This window comes from Bacteroidota bacterium (assembly GCA_016706255.1).
Taxonomy (GTDB): Bacteria; Bacteroidota; Bacteroidia; order Chitinophagales; family BACL12; genus UBA7236.
Genome location: JADJJZ010000022.1, coordinates 1 through 15,730, shown reverse-complemented (window position 1 = coordinate 15,730; position 15,730 = coordinate 1). Strand labels below are relative to the sequence as shown.

Sequence of the window (15,730 nt, the reverse complement as noted above, 5' to 3'; positions counted from 1 at the left end):
TATACTAGCCCGGATCGCAACGGAAACAAACTAATGTACCAATGTAATAATGTACCGATACCAATGGAACAGCCGGATTGGAGTATTAATTAAAATGTGGTGTTTGTTGGAGTGTAGAGCCGGCAAGGAAGTTCAATCGGAGCGGGATGTTGATGCTTCAAAATATTATAACTTGGTGGAAACAAAAGTTCATTTTTGCGGTGAAGTGGTGCAATGAGTATAAACTGTTTATTTTGGGTAGTTGTTAAATTATAGCGGGGTATGGATGTTTAAGTGATTGAATAATCGCAAACTCAGTCATGGTTAATATTTAAATATAATATTTAAGGACATTTTCAACGAACCAATTTGGCAGTTCTGAGGGTTCTACTTCGAGGGAAAGTTTATTTTCAGATATTTTTGCAATTAATTTAATCTCTTCGCCGGAATTGTCAAAAAAATAGCATTTATCGACCACTTCAACCATGTTAAACAGATTTTTAAGCGTATTGTAATAACGAGTTGAAATTTTATCCTGAGCAACATTATGTCCTCCTTTTTCAACTCTATTTTCTACCCGAGATATATTAACTTCAGGATCATCAGTGCAAATAAAATATAGATAAGTTTTATACCCTTTTAATTTTGCCTCCTTTATTTCATCTATTTTTGATGGATGGCTCATCACCGTTTCAAAACAAAAATCAATATTTTTTTCCTGCAAATGATGCCTTAAAAATAAGCTGATAAGCGCTCCTTCATAACTATGAGTGACAATGCCTTCATCTACTAAAATGTTTTCTTTGAGGGAAATATTAATTTTATGATTTTCGTCAACTGCCTTATTTATTAAGGATTCAGCCCTTTCAGTTGTTATAAATTCATCAAAATCACTTTGTTTAAGGTTTAAACCAAATTCACTGAGGTCGATAAAACCTCTTGTTTTTAGCTCATTTTCAATCACATCAGCATTTAGAAAATTCCGGTATTATATTTTTTGAAAAGGCGTCAAACAATGTACTTTTTACCTGATCCATTTGGCCCGGCAAATACCTAATCTTGAATTTGACATGTTATTTGCGTTCTAAAATCATTCCCTTTCTTAGTGAAGAAACGTCGATTTTCGTTGGGGAATAACTCTCCATTACTTTTTCAGAATCATCTGGGCTAATCACAATAATTTTATTTCCACGAATCACCTTAATAGTAATACCTAACGCTTTGAACTTCTAATTGCTTTTGAAGATGCGCTTCTTGCAGAATCTAAAAGCAATGCATCTTCATTAGAATTTAAAAATGATTTTCTTAATGCTTCATTTCTACGTTTTCCATAACCTACTAGTCTTATGTTACGTTTTAAACGTTTTTCCAAGGCGTTCATAACTTCCGTGTTTTTCAAAATACAAAATTAGCGTGCTATTGAAAATATTCAATCCACAATTCCTAATTAATACGAAAAACCAAGGCCAATGGTTGCACCTAATGGTGACCAACCCGTGAAGTAGAACAAGCAATTAACTTCGCGCATGTGCAATTTGAAGTGGATTTATTAAGTTTATTTGGAAAGCCAAATTCTGGACTAAACTTGTTCATTTTCATGGCTAGGCATGTCCTCTAGCCGGGCTGCAATGATAAGTTCCCGCAGGAGCTGCAACGCAGTGGAGGCGACGAGGACCCTGAAGTAGAACAAGTTATGCCCTTTCCTTTCACAATTTGATTGCATAGTCCTTTTATGCAACATGCCATTTGACATATCCCAAACCTGTTCACTTCAGGGCTATGGGCAATTTTAGCTAGCCCGGATCGAAATGGAAACCCCGCATCCCGGTTCTGCGGGAGAGGAGTTGGAATGTAGAGCCGGTAAGGATGTTCAATCGGAGCGGATGTTGATGCTCCAAAATATTATGACGAATAGGACACAAAAGTGCATTTTGGGCGATGAAGTGGTGCAATGGGGTAAATCTGTTAACTTTGGGGGGGTGATTTCGAAGGAAACGATTGGGCGGATTATGATGCTTCCAGGATTGAGGAGGTGGTGGGGATTTTGTGAATTTGAAGCGGAGAGGGGTGAATTTGATTGGGAAATGCCCTTTCCATAATGAGAAGACGCCTTCGTTTACGGTTTCGGTGCCCAAGGGGATTTATAAGTGTTTTGGGTGCGGAAAAAGTGGTAATTCGGTGGGGTTTGTGATGGAGCATGAGCAACTCAGTTACCGCGAGGCGCTGATTTACCTGGCGAATAAATATCATATCGAGGTTGAGGAAAAGCAGCGCACAAATGAGGAAATTCAGGAGGAAAATCGCAGGGAAAGTTTATTGATTATTAACGGTTTCGCGCAAACGTATTTTAATGAATATCTGCACAACGATGAGGAAGGCAAAAGTATCGGCCTGAGCTATTTCACGGAACGGGGTTTGCGCAGTGATACGATAGAAAAATTTAAATTGGGTTATTGTCCGGGCGATGGTGAAACGTTTACACGCATTGCTACCAACACGGGCTATAAATTGGAATTACTGCAACAACTTGGGCTGACTTCGCAATACGGAAAAGATTTTTTCCGCGGCAGGGTGATGTTTCCTATCCATAGCATCACAGGAAAGGTGCTTGGTTTTAGTGTGAGGACGTTGAGTGCGGATAAAAAAATTCCGAAATATATCAACTCGCCGGAGACGGATATTTACCTAAAAAGTAAAATTGTTTTCGGCATTTTTCAGGCGCGCAAAGCAATAACACAACGCGAGGAATGTTACCTGGTGGAGGGTTATATGGATGTGATTTCGTTATCGCAAAGCGGGATTGAAATGTTGTTGCTTCATCGGAACTTCGTTGACGCAGGATCAGGTGCGGTTGATTAAACGATACACTCCGAATTTAACGATTTTATATGATGGTGATAGCGCCGGTGTAAAAGCTGCCCTGCGCGGATTGGAAATTGCATTGGAAGAGGGCATGAATGTAAAGGTGGTTTTATTGCCCGCTGAAGATGACCCGGATACTTACGTGCAAAAATTAGGTGCCGACGGATTTAGAAAATATATTGAGGATAATAAAAAGATCTTATCCATTTAAAAACGGATTTATATCTTGAAGATGCAAAAGGTGATCCTGTTAAAGTTGCGGGAATTATTAAAGATATTGTTCAGAGTATAGCAAAATTCCGGATGGCATTACACGTAGTCTTTATTTAAAACAAACTGCACGCAATTTAAATGTTGAGGAACAATTATTAATTTCTGAAACTAATAAAATATTACGTAAAGGGGCTTTTGATAAATTATCAAACAACGATAAAGCTTCTGTTGAACATTCCGAAATTACACCAATTGCGAAGGAACAACCAATATTTAAATTCCATTTCGATGACCAATCAGAACGCGATATCGTACGTTTATTGTTGGAAAGTAGTAGTTACTTTGTTGATGAACAAAATGCAATCTTGAGTATTCTACGAAATTTAAATGATGTTTCAATTGATAATCAATTATATAAAAAAATAATTGATGAGTATTACGAATATTACGAACACAATGAATTTCTACCCCAAGTTTATTTCACACACCATGAAAATGAAGAAATAAAAAAATTGGCTATTGATATTTTACAATTCCATATGAATTAAGTCACAATTGGGATAAATGCATGATGCCAATTACGGATAAACAGTTTTTAGTAAAGAAGGATATCATAAAAACAATATCACTTTGAAGTTAAAAAAATAATCAAATGAACTATGATGTTCAATATCTCATGCTTGAATTTGAACAAAAACGATGAGGATTCAAAGAGTGAAATAAATTTGTGCATGAAAGAGAGCATGCAGTTGCAGGTGATTATTCATTAAACTTGCGAAGGATACCGGGACCTACTGTGTTGCCTGTGGTGAATTGATGTGCTAATATGCTAATGTGCTGATGTGCTGATTAAACAGCCGAAAATTAATGTGCTAATATGCTAATGTGCTGATGTGCTACTGGAACAGCCGAATTTGAGAGTGATTTTTATTCGGAGTTGTTGGATTTGATATTGAGTGTACCGGACAGGTTGTTAATTAAACAGCCGAAACCACAAAGTGCACCGAGAAAATACACACAGAGTTCACGGAGAATTAGTTGGTATATTCGAATTAATCTCTATGGTTGTTCATTAAATATAAAATTAAATTCTATTCGATAAATTCCTCTGTGTTTTCTCTGTTGGCTGTTTCTTTGAGCACTCGTATGTTTACTTTTTTAAGGAAATTAATTGAAATTTTAAGATTTTAGTAGAAAAATAAGGGAAAAGGATGAGAGATGATCTGCGCCCAAGCAACCTTAAGGTATGCACACACAGAGAACTATCCTCATTCTTTTCGCTTCTTCATTAAGTCTGAATAGAATTTAAGAGCATTTGTATAACGAATGACTTTGGATAAATCCACGAGACAAGACTAAGGAAGAACTTCCCTTATTAATTATTATTCATTTATTAAACCTTAAATCAATGGAAAAAAGAATCAGACAAAGCGTCGGTATTGATTGTTCCAAGGATCACCTGGACTGTAGTTTTGGTATTATGCATGCTTCATTTGATGAAGTAATCCTTTCTAATTCAAAATTTACGAACAATGCTGCAGGACTAAAAAAATTATTATTGTGGAGCAAAAAACTAATGAATACGGATTGCGAGGTGGTGTTTTTAATGGAGGCTACAGGTGTTTATCATGAACGGGCTGCATTATTTTTATTTGAAAGTAAAAATAAAGTAGCTGTGTTATTGCCCAATAAAGTGAAAGCATTTGCCGGCACGCTTAAAGTAAAGACAGTGAATGATAAAGAATGTGCTAAAATCATTGCGTTGTTTGGACTGGAAAAGAATGTAGACCCATGGTCACCTCCTCAAGAAGTGTTTAACCAAATCCGCCAGTTGACGCGGGAACGCGACCAATTACTGCTTGAGCGAACAATGAAGAAAAACCAACTTCACGCTGAAAAAAGTGGTGCATGGCCAAACAGTGGTAGCATTAAAAGAATCGAACAGGTGGTGAAAATACTGAATAAGCAAATTAAAGAAATTGAAACAGAGATTAAGGATCTAATCAACGCTAACCCTTTTTTAAAAGAAAAAATGAAAAAGTTGTGCAGTATAAAAGGAGTTGGAATGATTACCGCAGCTATTGTTGTGGCAGAAACAAATGGATTTAATCTCATTAGAAATAAAAGTCAATTAGTCAGTTATGCAGGGCTAGATGTGATAGAGAAGCAATCAGGGACATCGGTGAGAGGTAAAACGCGAATATCAAAAAGAGGAAATAAATATTTACGAAAATGTTTATACTTCCCGGCCTTTACATCAATTAATCATTATGAACCATCAAAAAATTTATATACCAGAATAATATCTAAAACAGGATTAAAAATGAAAGGAGCAGTTGCAGTGCAACGTAAAATATTAGTGCTAATATATGTATTATGGAAAAAGGACCAGTTCTTTGATCCGGATTATCATAAAGCAAAGCAAGAAGAGCCACATCAAGATGCAGCTCTTCACGAACTAGCTTAAAGCCGTTCTGTTTATAAAACAAATTTACTAAAAAATTAGGATTTTAACATAGAATCTCTGTGGGCTGTTGCTCCGTGGACTCTGTGGTTAAATAACGGAATTGTGATTTTGGGGTTGAGGTGAAAAGGAACACGGATTGGACGGGTTGAACGGATACTGGACGGATTTTTTTTGGGAACGCTGAACCCGGCAAGCGGGTCGCTGATTTTTGTAGATTTAAACTGATTTTTTATTGGATGTGTTTGGTGGATGCCCGTTAGCGGGACGCTGATTTTTTGTAGGGTGCAATTTGTAATGATTTTGATGGGATATAGTTCATATTTAAAGATAAATGTGAGTAAAGCCGGTATGTAGGGGCGAATTGAATCCGCCCTTACATACCGGATTTACGAATTGTTACGATAAATTAAAATAGACAAGCGGGTGGCAATAGGGGAACACGGATTGAACGGGTTGAACGGATACTGGACGGATTTTAATTGGGAACCTGCCTACCGGCAGGCAGGCGCTGAACCCGGCAAGCGGGTCGCTGATTTTTGCAGATTTTAACTGATTTTTTTTTGGATGTGTGTGGACGGATGCCGCTAGCGGCGGACTGATTACTTTTTGGTAGATATGGGATTTGGTGCGCTGTGGGGAGGCTTATTTGATGTAAGGATTAAATGTAATATTTAGATTGCAATTTTAATTTTTAATCAAAATTCTCCGAGCACTCTGTGGGCTGTTGCTCCGTGGACTCTGTGGTTAAATAACGGAATTGTGATTTTGGGGTTGAGCTGAAAAGGAACACGGATTGAACGGGTTGAACGGATAGGGGAGGGATTTTTTTTGGGGATGACGTGGAATAGGAACGCTGAACCCGGCAAGCGGGTCGCTGATTTCGGCGGATTTAAACTGATTTTTTATTGGATGTGTTTGGTAGATGCCCGATAGCGGGACGCTGATTTTTTGTAGGGTGCAATTTGTAATGATTTTGATGGGATATAGTTCATATTTAAAGATAAATGTGAGTAAAGTCGGTATGTAGGGGCGAATTGAATCCGCCCTTACATACCGGATTTACGAATTGTTACGATAAATTAAAATAGACAAGCGGGTCGTGTTAAAGGAACACGGATTGAACGGGTTGAACGGATATGGGACGGATTTTTTTGGGAACGCTGAACCCGGCAAGCGGGTCGCTGATTTTTGCAGATTTTAACTGATTTTTTTTGGGTGTGTGTGGACGGATGCCGCTAGCGGCGGACTGATTACTTTTTTGTATAGATGGGATTTGGAGTGCTGCGGGGGCTTTTTATTTTTTTTTCTTTGTTTCTTTTCTTTTTTTTGTGGGTTTTGTTTTGTGTTTTTTGTGTTACTAAAATATACACAAAAAATCCGCTGGATTAGAGCGGATTTGGTTTGGAATTAATTTTATTTATCCGATGAAACCGGTGGCCCAGAAAATGGCGGCGAGGGCGATGATGCCGATGATGCTCCAGGTTAGGGTGCGGTTTAATTTTTTGTATTTTGCTAATTCGTGAATTACCTGACGATGTTTGAATAATTTTTCGAAAGCCTGTTCGGTGCGCACAAATGCTGAAGGACCTTTTACTACATAATCGAAAGCACCTTCGCGAACACACTCAACAGCAACATCAATTTTATCTTGTCCGGAAATCATAATTACATCAACATGATCATATTTCTTTTTTAAATGAATTAATGTTTCGAGACCACTTCTTGCACTTTTATTTACAGCATCTAAGTGATAATCTAACACAACAATAGTTGGATGTTTATCCATATTGTCGTTACACTCTTCACCGGTGCTGAATTTATAAATTTCAAAATTTGGATATTTCGACCTGAGGTGGTCTTCCATCATTTGAGCATGCATTGGCTCGTCATCAACTATAAAACTACTTCTTTGTTCATACGTTATTGAATTGGGTTTTGATATGCAATATTAAGCTATTTTTTCAATTACACTTCTTAATTCCTCGAAAGCCTCATTACAGCCCGCTTCCACCAGTTGTATCAGCATGGCTATCGCCTCCGGATTCTTCGATTCACCGGCATATTCCTCAATACGCAGGATGGGCTCCTTCAACGATTCGATACCCATATAGGCCAATTGTGGTTTTAATGAATGGGCAGTGGTTCTGAGATTATTCCAGTCGCCACATTCATGTTGTGTTTTCATGGTATTAATACTCACAGGAGCCAAAGCGAGAAACATATTAATATATTTCGTCATTTTGGCATTATTTTTTTCAGTAAAACTTTCCAGGAATTCCAGATTAATTCTTTTATAATTATCCATTGTTAAACGTTTATGATCTTACGATTATTTTACTCATTTTTTCTAATAACTCATCAACAGAAAATGGTTTGCCGACAAATTCATTCATACCGCTTTCAAAACATTTATCTACTTCTGCTTTGATTACACTTGCTGTCATCGCAATTATTGGCATTGAATTTATACGCGGGTCGCTGCTGCTGCGAATTGTTTTTGTGGCTTCGTGCCCATCCATTTCCGGCATTTGAATATCCATCAACACAATGTCAAAGGTATTATTCTTTAGCATATCCACAGCAATTTTTCCATTCGCCGCTACGGTAACTTGTGCACCTTCAATTGCACTCTCTAATGTGTCAACAGCTACCATCTGATTAAACTCATTATCCTCTGCCAACAAAATGCGCAAATTTTTTCATTTTTGCCACTACTTGTTGCTTATGTTCTGCTTTCGGATTTTCATCCACCACATCTTTTCCGATAGCAAATGGCAGCGTAAAACTAAATACCGAACCTTTTCCAGCTTCGCTATCCACAGATATTGCTCCACCTTGTAATTCTATCAATTTTTTACAAATCGCCAATCCCAAACCTGTGCCACCAAATTTGCGTGTGGTGCTGCTGGTTTCCTGGGTAAACATGTCGAAAATGTAATCGAGTTTATCTTTTGCAATGCCAATTCCTGTATCAATTACGCTAAAGGTGAGCAATACTTTTTCGCCCTGCATAGCAGCAGTGGTTTTTATAGTGACACTACCTTTTTCGGTGAATTTTATCGCATTGCCGGTCAGGTTTAATAATATCTGACTCAAACGATATGGGTCGCCGATAATTGTTTTGGGGATGCTATTTTCGATATCGGTTTTTAATTCGAGGTTTTTATCATCCGCATTCACTTTCATGGTTTCGAAAACCGATTTAATTTCATTGCGAATGTCGAAAGGAATACTTTCGAGATTTATTTTTCCGGCTTCAATTTTTGAAAGGTCGAGAATATCATTAATAATTACCAGTAAATTATCGGATGCATGTTTTATGCTGTTGAGATATTTTAACTGGTCGGTGCGTGGTTCTTTTTCCAAGAGCAAACGTGTCATACCTAAAATGGCATTCATTGGTGTACGAATTTCGTGACTCATATTGGCCAGAAATTGTTCCTTCACTTTTTCAGAATATTCAGCACGTTCTTTTTCCGATTCGAGCTCGCGTGTTTTTTCGCGGACCTTTTCACGCAAAATACGCTGGTCAACGGCTGCATCACTAATGCGTTTGCGGATAACATAATAAATGAAAATTCCGATCACAATGATACAAATACTGTAAATCCACCATGTTTTCCATGATGGCGGATCAACTATGAGCGGAATATTAATTAAGCTGCTGAGGAGTTGCATATTTTAATATCTTATTACGTAATTCTTTTGGTTCAAATGGTTTGGCAATAAAATCATCCATACCACTTTCATAACATTTATCTACTTCACTTTTAATTACCGATGCGGTCATTGCGACAATGGCAATGGAATTTTTCTTTTTATTTTCCAGTTTTCTGATGGTGCGCGCTGCTTCATAACCATCCATCACCGGCATCTGCACATCCATCAGCACAACATGATAATCGCCAACTGTAATTTTATCGACTGCAATTTTACCAATCGGTAAAGTTGTGTCGCCTGCTGCATTTTCGTCGTCGGCATTTTTGGAAACCGCAGCTTCACTCACTTCAAACGGAATGGTAGCAGTAAATATAGAACCTTTGCCTAAGGTGCTTTCTACAGATAAAATACCACCTGATAATTCTGTCAACCTTTTGCTGATGCTCAATCCGAGACCTGTTCCGCCAAATTTACGTGTGGTAGCCACATCAGCCTGCGAGAAACTATCAAAAATGGAATCGAGTTTATCCTGTGCAATACCCACACCATTATTTAATAAATTGCGGAAATGAAATGGTATTTTTTCCAATTCCATTTTCCGGCTTGTATTTTTGAGAGGTCAAGAATATCGTTAATAATCACAATAAATTATCTGACGATTGACGAATTGCATTTAAATAACGTTTTGAGTTTCTTTCGGTTCTTTTTCCAACAACAGTCGCGTCATACCCATAATCGCATTCATCGGTGTATGCGAATTTCGTGACTCATATTGGCAAGAAATTCTTCTTTCGCCTTTTCTGAATTTTCAGCCCTGATAGCTGCGGTTTCGGCTTTTATTTTTTGTTGTTCTAATTCAGCAGTACGTTGTGTAACGGTTGCTTCCAGCAGGTTTGCGCGCTTGCGTAATCTGCGGTTGCGGAGGATATTAATTAAAATAATTAATCCCAAACCTAAAACACCAGCTGTAATCTGGAATAATAATGTTGCCCAAAATGGTTTTTTAATGGTGAAGGAATACGTTACCGCATCGCTCCAAATTCCATCTGCATTTTTTGCTTTTACACTAAATGTATAAGTGCGGGTTTTAAATTGGAATAGGTCATGGATGTGCTTTTACTATATCTTTCAGTCATCCTCAAATCCTTCGAGATAAACCTGATAGGTAATTTTTTTCGTGCACACTAAAAAAAGATAGCACTGAAATCGAATGTAATATGATTTTGGTCGTGCGGTAATTTTAAAATTAACTCGGGTAAATTATACCAGCCTGCAGTGGTGTCGCTGTATGGTCCCCAATCGGTTGTTTCAAAAAACAAACGAATATTTCTGAGTTCGATTAATGGTTTTGTTTGGGTGATAATATCTTCCCTCAGGGATTATATCTGAATAAACCATCAACAGTGCCAAATAAACATGCCCAACCGGTCGACTAATATGGTATTATTGGTATTTTTTATACCAAAGAAATCCGTCAAATGCATCAAAATGTTTTGTGGTGATGGTGGAATCGGCATTAAATTTTAAATAATCTAATCCGTCATTTAATCCCACCCATAAACCATCTGTTGCATCAAATGCTAAGAATTAATATTGTTTGATGATAACACATCGTTATCGGTATAAAATGAAAAATCCTTCGCCGTTGTAACTGCACAAACCCGCGTCGGGACTGCCAAACCAGATATTGCCGTGTTGGTCTTCATTAATACTGGTAATATGATTACTGATTAATCCATTATCAAAATACGTATAGCGATTAAATTTCCGTCCATCATAAGTCATTACACGGCATCGGCTGTAGCTATCCATAATAAACCCTGCTTATCGGTAAATAAATAAGTAATATTATCCGAACTGAGTGAATCGCTTGCGGTGAGATGTTGCCACGTAATATTTTTACCGATATAAATACCTTCGCCATTTGTTGCTACCGCAAAATTGCCTGCTGCATCTTCGCTTATCGAAGTAATTTGTATTCGGTTCCAGGGCAGTCATGGTGGTTACCGCATACCGTCCGTCGAAATAAATAATATTATTATTTTTCATCTGCTGCATACCAATTGCCATTTGCATTTTATAAATACAATTAATGCGACTGGTAGAAATAAATCCATTTACATTTAATGGTTTTTCATAATATTGTTTGGTAACGGTATCTACTACAACATATTTAGTCCGCTTGCCGTTCCAATTAATAATGCTTCGGGGTTGCACTTATTGCGGTGATATAATTATTTCTTAATGCAGGAATATTATTAAAATTGGAAAATGCACCGTCGTAAAATAAATACAATCCGCTAAAGGCGGTCCCAATCCAGATATTGCCTTCCCGGTCCTGCGCAATACTGGTGGCGGGCTCTTCAGGCTGTTCAGGGTTCAGAATAGAATTGAACTTTATAGAATCGCTTGAATTTTCGAGGTCGACAAATGGTTCTGATGGTATAAATGCCGGTATGTGTGGCAATCCATTTTTTACCTTGTTTATCGATAAATGATTTTATGGCTTTGGGACCACCGGCGCGGAAAAAATTAATTAATCGGTATTCGTTGAATTATCGGAAGCAGGAATAATACTGTCGCCACTAATTTTATATAAATTCGAAACTATATACTAAAATATTTCCACTGCTGTCATTATAAATTTTCAATATTTTTCACAACGTCATCGCCGTATTGAAAAATTCGTAACCATTAAATTTTGTTACACCATTATTTTTGTGCCGATCAAGATATTGCCTTTTGTATCTTCAAACAAACAATTAATGGGTATTATCGCAATAACCGTCGCGTTTATAATTAACAAATGTTTTTTCCATCAGAACAGGAAATACCACCATCTTCGGTGCCAATCCAGATATAACCTCTGTTATCCTGCAATAAACAGGTAACGGAAATTCCTGCTGATCCGTCGTCGATGCTGTAATTTTTTAAATGATATTGTTGTGCAGAAGAAAAATTGTTGCAGCACAATAAATAAAGAGTGCGAAAAATAGAAACTTGCTTTGCGCTGCATTGTTGAATTAAAAATGGTTTATCCGGCTTTAATGGTAAAGTTAACCGTTACATCATGTTCAGGCACATAACCCTTTTCACGATAGGTGACTTCACCTGATTATTGATGCTTACAAAGTAGTTAACCGCGTTCCATAATTGTTTGAAGTTATAAACATTGCGGAAGGTCTTTTCTCAAGCTCCAAGGCACCTGTTTCATTAATTCTTCCTCGGGGCGGTATCGGTGTTGTTTAATATTTCGATAAAAGGAGTGGGTTCAGGGGCTCCTTCAGGCTGTTGTTTAAATGCAGCCTTACTGTTGACCACTTTCGGCCATGGCGTGTCAAGCAGGGCATTGCTGAGGCCATAAATGCCGGATAGAGTTGCCGAACCTGGTCGGTCACGTTGGAATAGTAGAATAATGCGCTTACATCGCCATAAATGAGGTTAAATCCGTTGTAAAGTCGGCCCTGGGTTTTCAAGAGTTGATGCATTTCGTCGGTATGCAGTTTTCCTTTCAAAAATTGCTCACCAAATGGCCTCTTGAGGGGTGCATTGGTGTTGATATTGTTTAAATCGCGGTAGTTGGTGAGCGCGCAAATTGTCGGTTTTGTTAATGCCCATCCATGTGCCACCTTCCTGTAAATCTTTGCCTGCCAAAATTTCCGGAAATTCATCTTCCCACTGCAACTTGCGTCGCTGATTATAAAATTCATCCCTGTTCCAACCAAAATAAAGAGGTAGGAGGCGTGATGCTGAAATGCGAAGTTGATTAAGCACATGAATGTAAATGTAGGTGTATTCTTGGTAAATGTGTTTTAACCCAAAGTGCACAAAGAAACCCGCAAAGGCACGGAGAATTTTGTCTAAAAATTAAATTATGAATATAAATTTTCATTTTAAAGAATAATTAAATATTACTCACTTTGTGGTCTCTGCAGGGCTGTTTCCTTTGGGTTTTCTCTGTGGTTTCGGCTGTTTAATTGGTGCGTTATACGGCTGTTCAATTAGCACATCAACACATTAATTTTTTTAACCACGAGTTCACAAAGAAAATACACGCAAAGGGCACGGAGAATTTTGTCTAAAAATTAAATTATGAATATAAGTTTCATTTTAAAGGGTTTGATGTTAATTATGACCAAAACCACAAAGGCACAAAGGCTTCTAAGAAACGCTAAGGTTAAATATTATATTCTTCGTGTTGCTTTTTTGCGGCCTTTAGTCTTCGCAGTTTCGACCGTTTAATAATTACATTATGCATTACATCACATTGAGCAGACCCTTGGGTCTGCCTTCAAATAACTCGAATGAAAATTTTGGTAATAATTTGTAGTTCTATTTTCAATCCGTCTTGGGCTAATATTAGTTAGCCCCAGCAGAACTCGAATGAACAGGTTACTCAAATCGGCTGTTCCATTGTTGCGTTAATTGCATAGTGCATTCGCACATTATTCGTTACAACCATGGGCAGACACATGGGTCAGCCCCTGCGTAAGCTCGAATGGCAGAATTCGAACTCAAACCGGCTGTTCCATTGGTATCGATGCATGAGTAAAGTGGCGTCGCATTTGTCATTACTGAAACGCAATTTCCCCGCTTTGCTCATCATGCTGATGTATGCGACTAATCGCCTTTTGATACGTTTCTGCCGCAATCGATTTTTTAATCAAACCATTTCTTACCAAACAGGAAAACGAAACGTCATCAATTTTACGTTGCAAAACAATATTATAAGCACCGTAATTTTAATGCCGGGGTTGGCGAACAGTGCGAACTTAATCCTATAACTGGCTACCTTCCAAATATTCAATATGATGCCAGTAGCGGAGAGGCATAAATAGTGTGTCACCCAAATTCCAGCACACCTGTGTAACCTTTTGCATATTTTAATGCGGATATGTTTTGTAATCCGGTTTGTCGATATCAACTGTAGTGATGTGCGTTAAATGGCAATTTATATAATAAATCCGATTGATCGACGCAAATAATACCACCCGTTTTGCCTTCAAACTGCGTTAAAAAACACATTACTCATATCAATATCCTGGTACATTCTGGTCGCAGATTTGCGGACCAAAAACATAATGGTAATTTGTTCTCTTTTTGCAATGATAGGATAATCAAATCTTTTTAATTCGGTTTGTATTTAAAAATCGGAAAAAAAAATAATCGTAAAATCGGTTGGTTCTGTTTCAATCAGTTTTAAATACTCACTGAAACGCATTTTAGTAGTTGGCTCAAAGCGTATTGCTTCTGGGTCGGCTTTGTAACTTGCTGTATAATCCCACTTCAATATCGCCCATCGATTTTTTAAAAAATCGTAATTCCATTTGTAAGCGGAATACTGCTTCCACAAACCTCTAAGAATAACCGGCTTTTGTGGGTTTTAAGTAATTTTGTTCAGATTCCTCTTTTGAAATCGATTGTCCGTCAATTATCGGAATAGATTTCGAAACATCAATTACCATAATTTCAGGTTTTTATATGTAAAATTAATTAATAGAAAATAATCTGGGTTCTATTTAAATATTAACAAATAATAAATGTAAAATCGTGCGAAATATTTTTAAAATGTCTTAAATACTTATAATTTCAATCTCTGTTCTTCTATTATTTGCTCTGCCGAATTTCTGTTGTATTAGCATCAATCGGTTTTGTTTCGCCATAGCCTGATAAGTGATTCTGCTTGCATCTATGCCTTTCGACGCAAATAATTTTCACCTACCGACCTGTTTTGCGATAATTTTAACATTATCTGCATCAGCACCAACATTATCCATATGTCCATTTACTTTAATTTTCATATTCCGGTTTTCTGCATTAAATCCACAACTTTGTTTAATTCAGGTTCCGAAATGGGTAATATTTCAGCAGACACTAATTCTCGAAAATATTTTTTAACGTTAATATTTCTCGGGGTTTACAGGTTGTAAAGCCACTTTAAATAGTAAAAGGTTCATCCGGCATCATTTACCAAAGAAAAGTTTCCGAATGAAATAAATATCTTCCCGTTGCACAAATAATCATAGTCGTTACCACTTGGTAATACAATTAAAAATGCACCGGTTTTGAGTCGGAAGTGAACTGATACAATGATTTCGCAGTTTCGATATTCATTAACTGCATTAGCTTTTAATGGTAATTTGGTTTTGCATCGGTAACGATCGCATTCACCCAGGTAACCTGTTCAGCCTGCACGCTAAGGGCAATTCAAACGAATAAATATCTAAATCGCCAATTTCCTATCTCTGTCGCTCGAAAAATATGCCGTTGTTCCATTTGCCGATACCGACAAACTGATTTCCCTGTTTTTCGTATTTATCGGATAACCCAAATTCACGGTTTCGACCAGTTGCCCTGCGCATCACGTGTCGAGAAAATGAAATCCTGAAAACCCATACCGGATGCCTTCACTCGAAAAATATAATGTTTTACCATCAGGGTGAATAAACGGACATTGCTCCAAATAAGGGTGTTAATTACATTCCCCAAATTTTCCGGCTCCATCCAATATTTAGCATCACCCATTTTTGCATGCCAAATATCATATCC

At 37.4% G+C, this 15,730-nt stretch carries 21 protein-coding genes and 1 pseudogene; 4 read left to right on the top strand and 18 right to left on the bottom strand.

Annotated elements, in window-relative coordinates:
- Nucleotides 1-310: 310 nt before the first annotated feature.
- Together IPI65_17260 and IPI65_17255 are read right to left on the bottom strand one after the other, a co-directional pair.
- Nucleotides 311-996: pseudogene (locus tag IPI65_17260) on the bottom strand (zeta toxin family protein).
- A gap of 196 nt (nucleotides 997-1,192) precedes the next feature.
- Nucleotides 1,193-1,378, bottom strand: a complete 186-nt coding sequence (locus IPI65_17255) for a hypothetical protein (protein MBK7443190.1) — start codon at nucleotides 1,376-1,378, stop codon at nucleotides 1,193-1,195.
- Between the two features lie 674 nt (nucleotides 1,379-2,052).
- Between IPI65_17255 and IPI65_17250 the strand changes: the two genes are divergently transcribed.
- The 4 genes from IPI65_17250 to IPI65_17235 all read left to right on the top strand — a co-directional run bounded on the left by IPI65_17250 (nucleotide 2,053) and on the right by IPI65_17235 (nucleotide 5,521).
- Complete coding sequence (locus tag IPI65_17250; protein MBK7443189.1) at nucleotides 2,053-2,838, top strand: hypothetical protein; 786 nt, start codon at nucleotides 2,053-2,055, stop codon at nucleotides 2,836-2,838.
- Nucleotides 2,810-3,052: a toprim domain-containing protein gene (locus IPI65_17245; GenBank protein ID MBK7443188.1), complete on the top strand. Its 243-nt coding sequence runs from the start codon at nucleotides 2,810-2,812 to the stop codon at nucleotides 3,050-3,052. The genes IPI65_17250 and IPI65_17245 overlap by 29 nt, the downstream gene beginning before the upstream one ends.
- A gap of 367 nt (nucleotides 3,053-3,419) precedes the next feature.
- Complete coding sequence (locus tag IPI65_17240) at nucleotides 3,420-3,602, top strand: hypothetical protein (GenBank protein ID MBK7443187.1); 183 nt, start codon at nucleotides 3,420-3,422, stop codon at nucleotides 3,600-3,602.
- 860 nt (nucleotides 3,603-4,462) lie between these two features.
- Nucleotides 4,463-5,521 carry an IS110 family transposase gene (locus tag IPI65_17235; GenBank protein MBK7443186.1) on the top strand — a complete coding sequence of 353 codons (1,059 nt, stop codon included), beginning with the start codon at nucleotides 4,463-4,465 and terminating at the stop codon, nucleotides 5,519-5,521.
- A 1,417-nt stretch (nucleotides 5,522-6,938) separates the two neighbouring features.
- Here IPI65_17235 and IPI65_17230 read toward each other — a convergent pair.
- From IPI65_17230 to IPI65_17155, 16 genes are all read right to left on the bottom strand, one after another.
- A complete protein-coding gene (locus IPI65_17230) occupies nucleotides 6,939-7,388 on the bottom strand; it encodes a response regulator (GenBank protein ID MBK7443185.1) in 450 nt (149 codons plus the stop codon).
- Between the two features lie 81 nt (nucleotides 7,389-7,469).
- Complete coding sequence (locus IPI65_17225; protein ID MBK7443184.1) at nucleotides 7,470-7,826, bottom strand: Hpt domain-containing protein; 357 nt, start codon at nucleotides 7,824-7,826, stop codon at nucleotides 7,470-7,472.
- A 10-nt stretch (nucleotides 7,827-7,836) separates the two neighbouring features.
- Complete coding sequence (locus IPI65_17220; protein ID MBK7443183.1) at nucleotides 7,837-8,214, bottom strand: response regulator; 378 nt, start codon at nucleotides 8,212-8,214, stop codon at nucleotides 7,837-7,839.
- On the bottom strand, nucleotides 8,189-9,199 hold the full coding sequence (locus IPI65_17215) for a hypothetical protein (protein ID MBK7443182.1): 1,011 nt from the start codon (nucleotides 9,197-9,199) through the stop codon (nucleotides 8,189-8,191). The genes IPI65_17220 and IPI65_17215 overlap by 26 nt, the downstream gene beginning before the upstream one ends.
- Nucleotides 9,174-9,776 carry a response regulator gene (locus IPI65_17210; protein MBK7443181.1) on the bottom strand — a complete coding sequence of 201 codons (603 nt, stop codon included), beginning with the start codon at nucleotides 9,774-9,776 and terminating at the stop codon, nucleotides 9,174-9,176. Before IPI65_17210 ends, IPI65_17215 begins: the two co-directional genes overlap by 26 nt.
- Nucleotides 9,777-9,922: 146 nt before the next feature.
- Nucleotides 9,923-10,132, bottom strand: coding sequence for a hypothetical protein (locus IPI65_17205; protein ID MBK7443180.1), 210 nt, complete (start codon nucleotides 10,130-10,132; stop codon nucleotides 9,923-9,925).
- A 663-nt stretch (nucleotides 10,133-10,795) separates the two neighbouring features.
- Nucleotides 10,796-10,993, bottom strand: a complete 198-nt coding sequence (locus tag IPI65_17200) for a hypothetical protein (GenBank protein ID MBK7443179.1) — start codon at nucleotides 10,991-10,993, stop codon at nucleotides 10,796-10,798.
- Complete coding sequence (locus tag IPI65_17195) at nucleotides 10,966-11,175, bottom strand: hypothetical protein (protein ID MBK7443178.1); 210 nt, start codon at nucleotides 11,173-11,175, stop codon at nucleotides 10,966-10,968. The genes IPI65_17200 and IPI65_17195 overlap by 28 nt, the downstream gene beginning before the upstream one ends.
- On the bottom strand, nucleotides 11,081-11,398 hold the full coding sequence (locus IPI65_17190) for a hypothetical protein (protein MBK7443177.1): 318 nt from the start codon (nucleotides 11,396-11,398) through the stop codon (nucleotides 11,081-11,083). The genes IPI65_17195 and IPI65_17190 overlap by 95 nt, the downstream gene beginning before the upstream one ends.
- Nucleotides 11,376-11,648 carry a hypothetical protein gene (locus tag IPI65_17185; protein ID MBK7443176.1) on the bottom strand — a complete coding sequence of 91 codons (273 nt, stop codon included), beginning with the start codon at nucleotides 11,646-11,648 and terminating at the stop codon, nucleotides 11,376-11,378. Before IPI65_17185 ends, IPI65_17190 begins: the two co-directional genes overlap by 23 nt.
- Nucleotides 11,649-11,980: 332 nt before the next feature.
- Nucleotides 11,981-12,154: a hypothetical protein gene (locus IPI65_17180; protein ID MBK7443175.1), complete on the bottom strand. Its 174-nt coding sequence runs from the start codon at nucleotides 12,152-12,154 to the stop codon at nucleotides 11,981-11,983.
- Between the two features lie 272 nt (nucleotides 12,155-12,426).
- Nucleotides 12,427-12,810 (bottom strand): NRDE family protein, encoded by a 384-nt coding sequence (locus IPI65_17175; protein ID MBK7443174.1) that lies wholly within the window; start codon nucleotides 12,808-12,810, stop codon nucleotides 12,427-12,429.
- A complete protein-coding gene (locus IPI65_17170) occupies nucleotides 12,704-12,955 on the bottom strand; it encodes an NRDE family protein (GenBank protein MBK7443173.1) in 252 nt (83 codons plus the stop codon). Before IPI65_17170 ends, IPI65_17175 begins: the two co-directional genes overlap by 107 nt.
- 1,369 nt (nucleotides 12,956-14,324) lie before the next feature.
- Nucleotides 14,325-14,534 carry a hypothetical protein gene (locus IPI65_17165; protein ID MBK7443172.1) on the bottom strand — a complete coding sequence of 70 codons (210 nt, stop codon included), beginning with the start codon at nucleotides 14,532-14,534 and terminating at the stop codon, nucleotides 14,325-14,327.
- 870 nt (nucleotides 14,535-15,404) lie between these two features.
- Nucleotides 15,405-15,512 carry a PD40 domain-containing protein gene (locus IPI65_17160; protein ID MBK7443171.1) on the bottom strand — a complete coding sequence of 36 codons (108 nt, stop codon included), beginning with the start codon at nucleotides 15,510-15,512 and terminating at the stop codon, nucleotides 15,405-15,407.
- A gap of 30 nt (nucleotides 15,513-15,542) precedes the next feature.
- Entirely contained in the window at nucleotides 15,543-15,644 is a 102-nt protein-coding gene (locus IPI65_17155; protein ID MBK7443170.1) for a PD40 domain-containing protein, read from the bottom strand.
- Nucleotides 15,645-15,730 lie beyond the last annotated feature (86 nt).

Bases quoted from the DNA above. Each gene is read 5' to 3' on its own strand.
- IPI65_17235 (MBK7443186.1), top strand. From the start codon at position 4,463: ATGGAAAAAAGAATCAGACAAAGCGTCGGTATTGATTGTTCCAAGGAT.
- IPI65_17230 (MBK7443185.1), bottom strand. From the start codon at position 7,388: ATGATGGAAGACCACCTCAGGTCGAAATATCCAAATTTTGAAATTTAT.
- IPI65_17225 (MBK7443184.1), bottom strand. From the start codon at position 7,826: ATGGATAATTATAAAAGAATTAATCTGGAATTCCTGGAAAGTTTTACT.
- IPI65_17215 (MBK7443182.1), bottom strand. From the start codon at position 9,199: ATGCAACTCCTCAGCAGCTTAATTAATATTCCGCTCATAGTTGATCCG.
- IPI65_17210 (MBK7443181.1), bottom strand. From the start codon at position 9,776: ATGGAATTGGAAAAAATACCATTTCATTTCCGCAATTTATTAAATAAT.
- IPI65_17200 (MBK7443179.1), bottom strand. From the start codon at position 10,993: ATGGATAGCTACAGCCGATGCCGTGTAATGACTTATGATGGACGGAAA.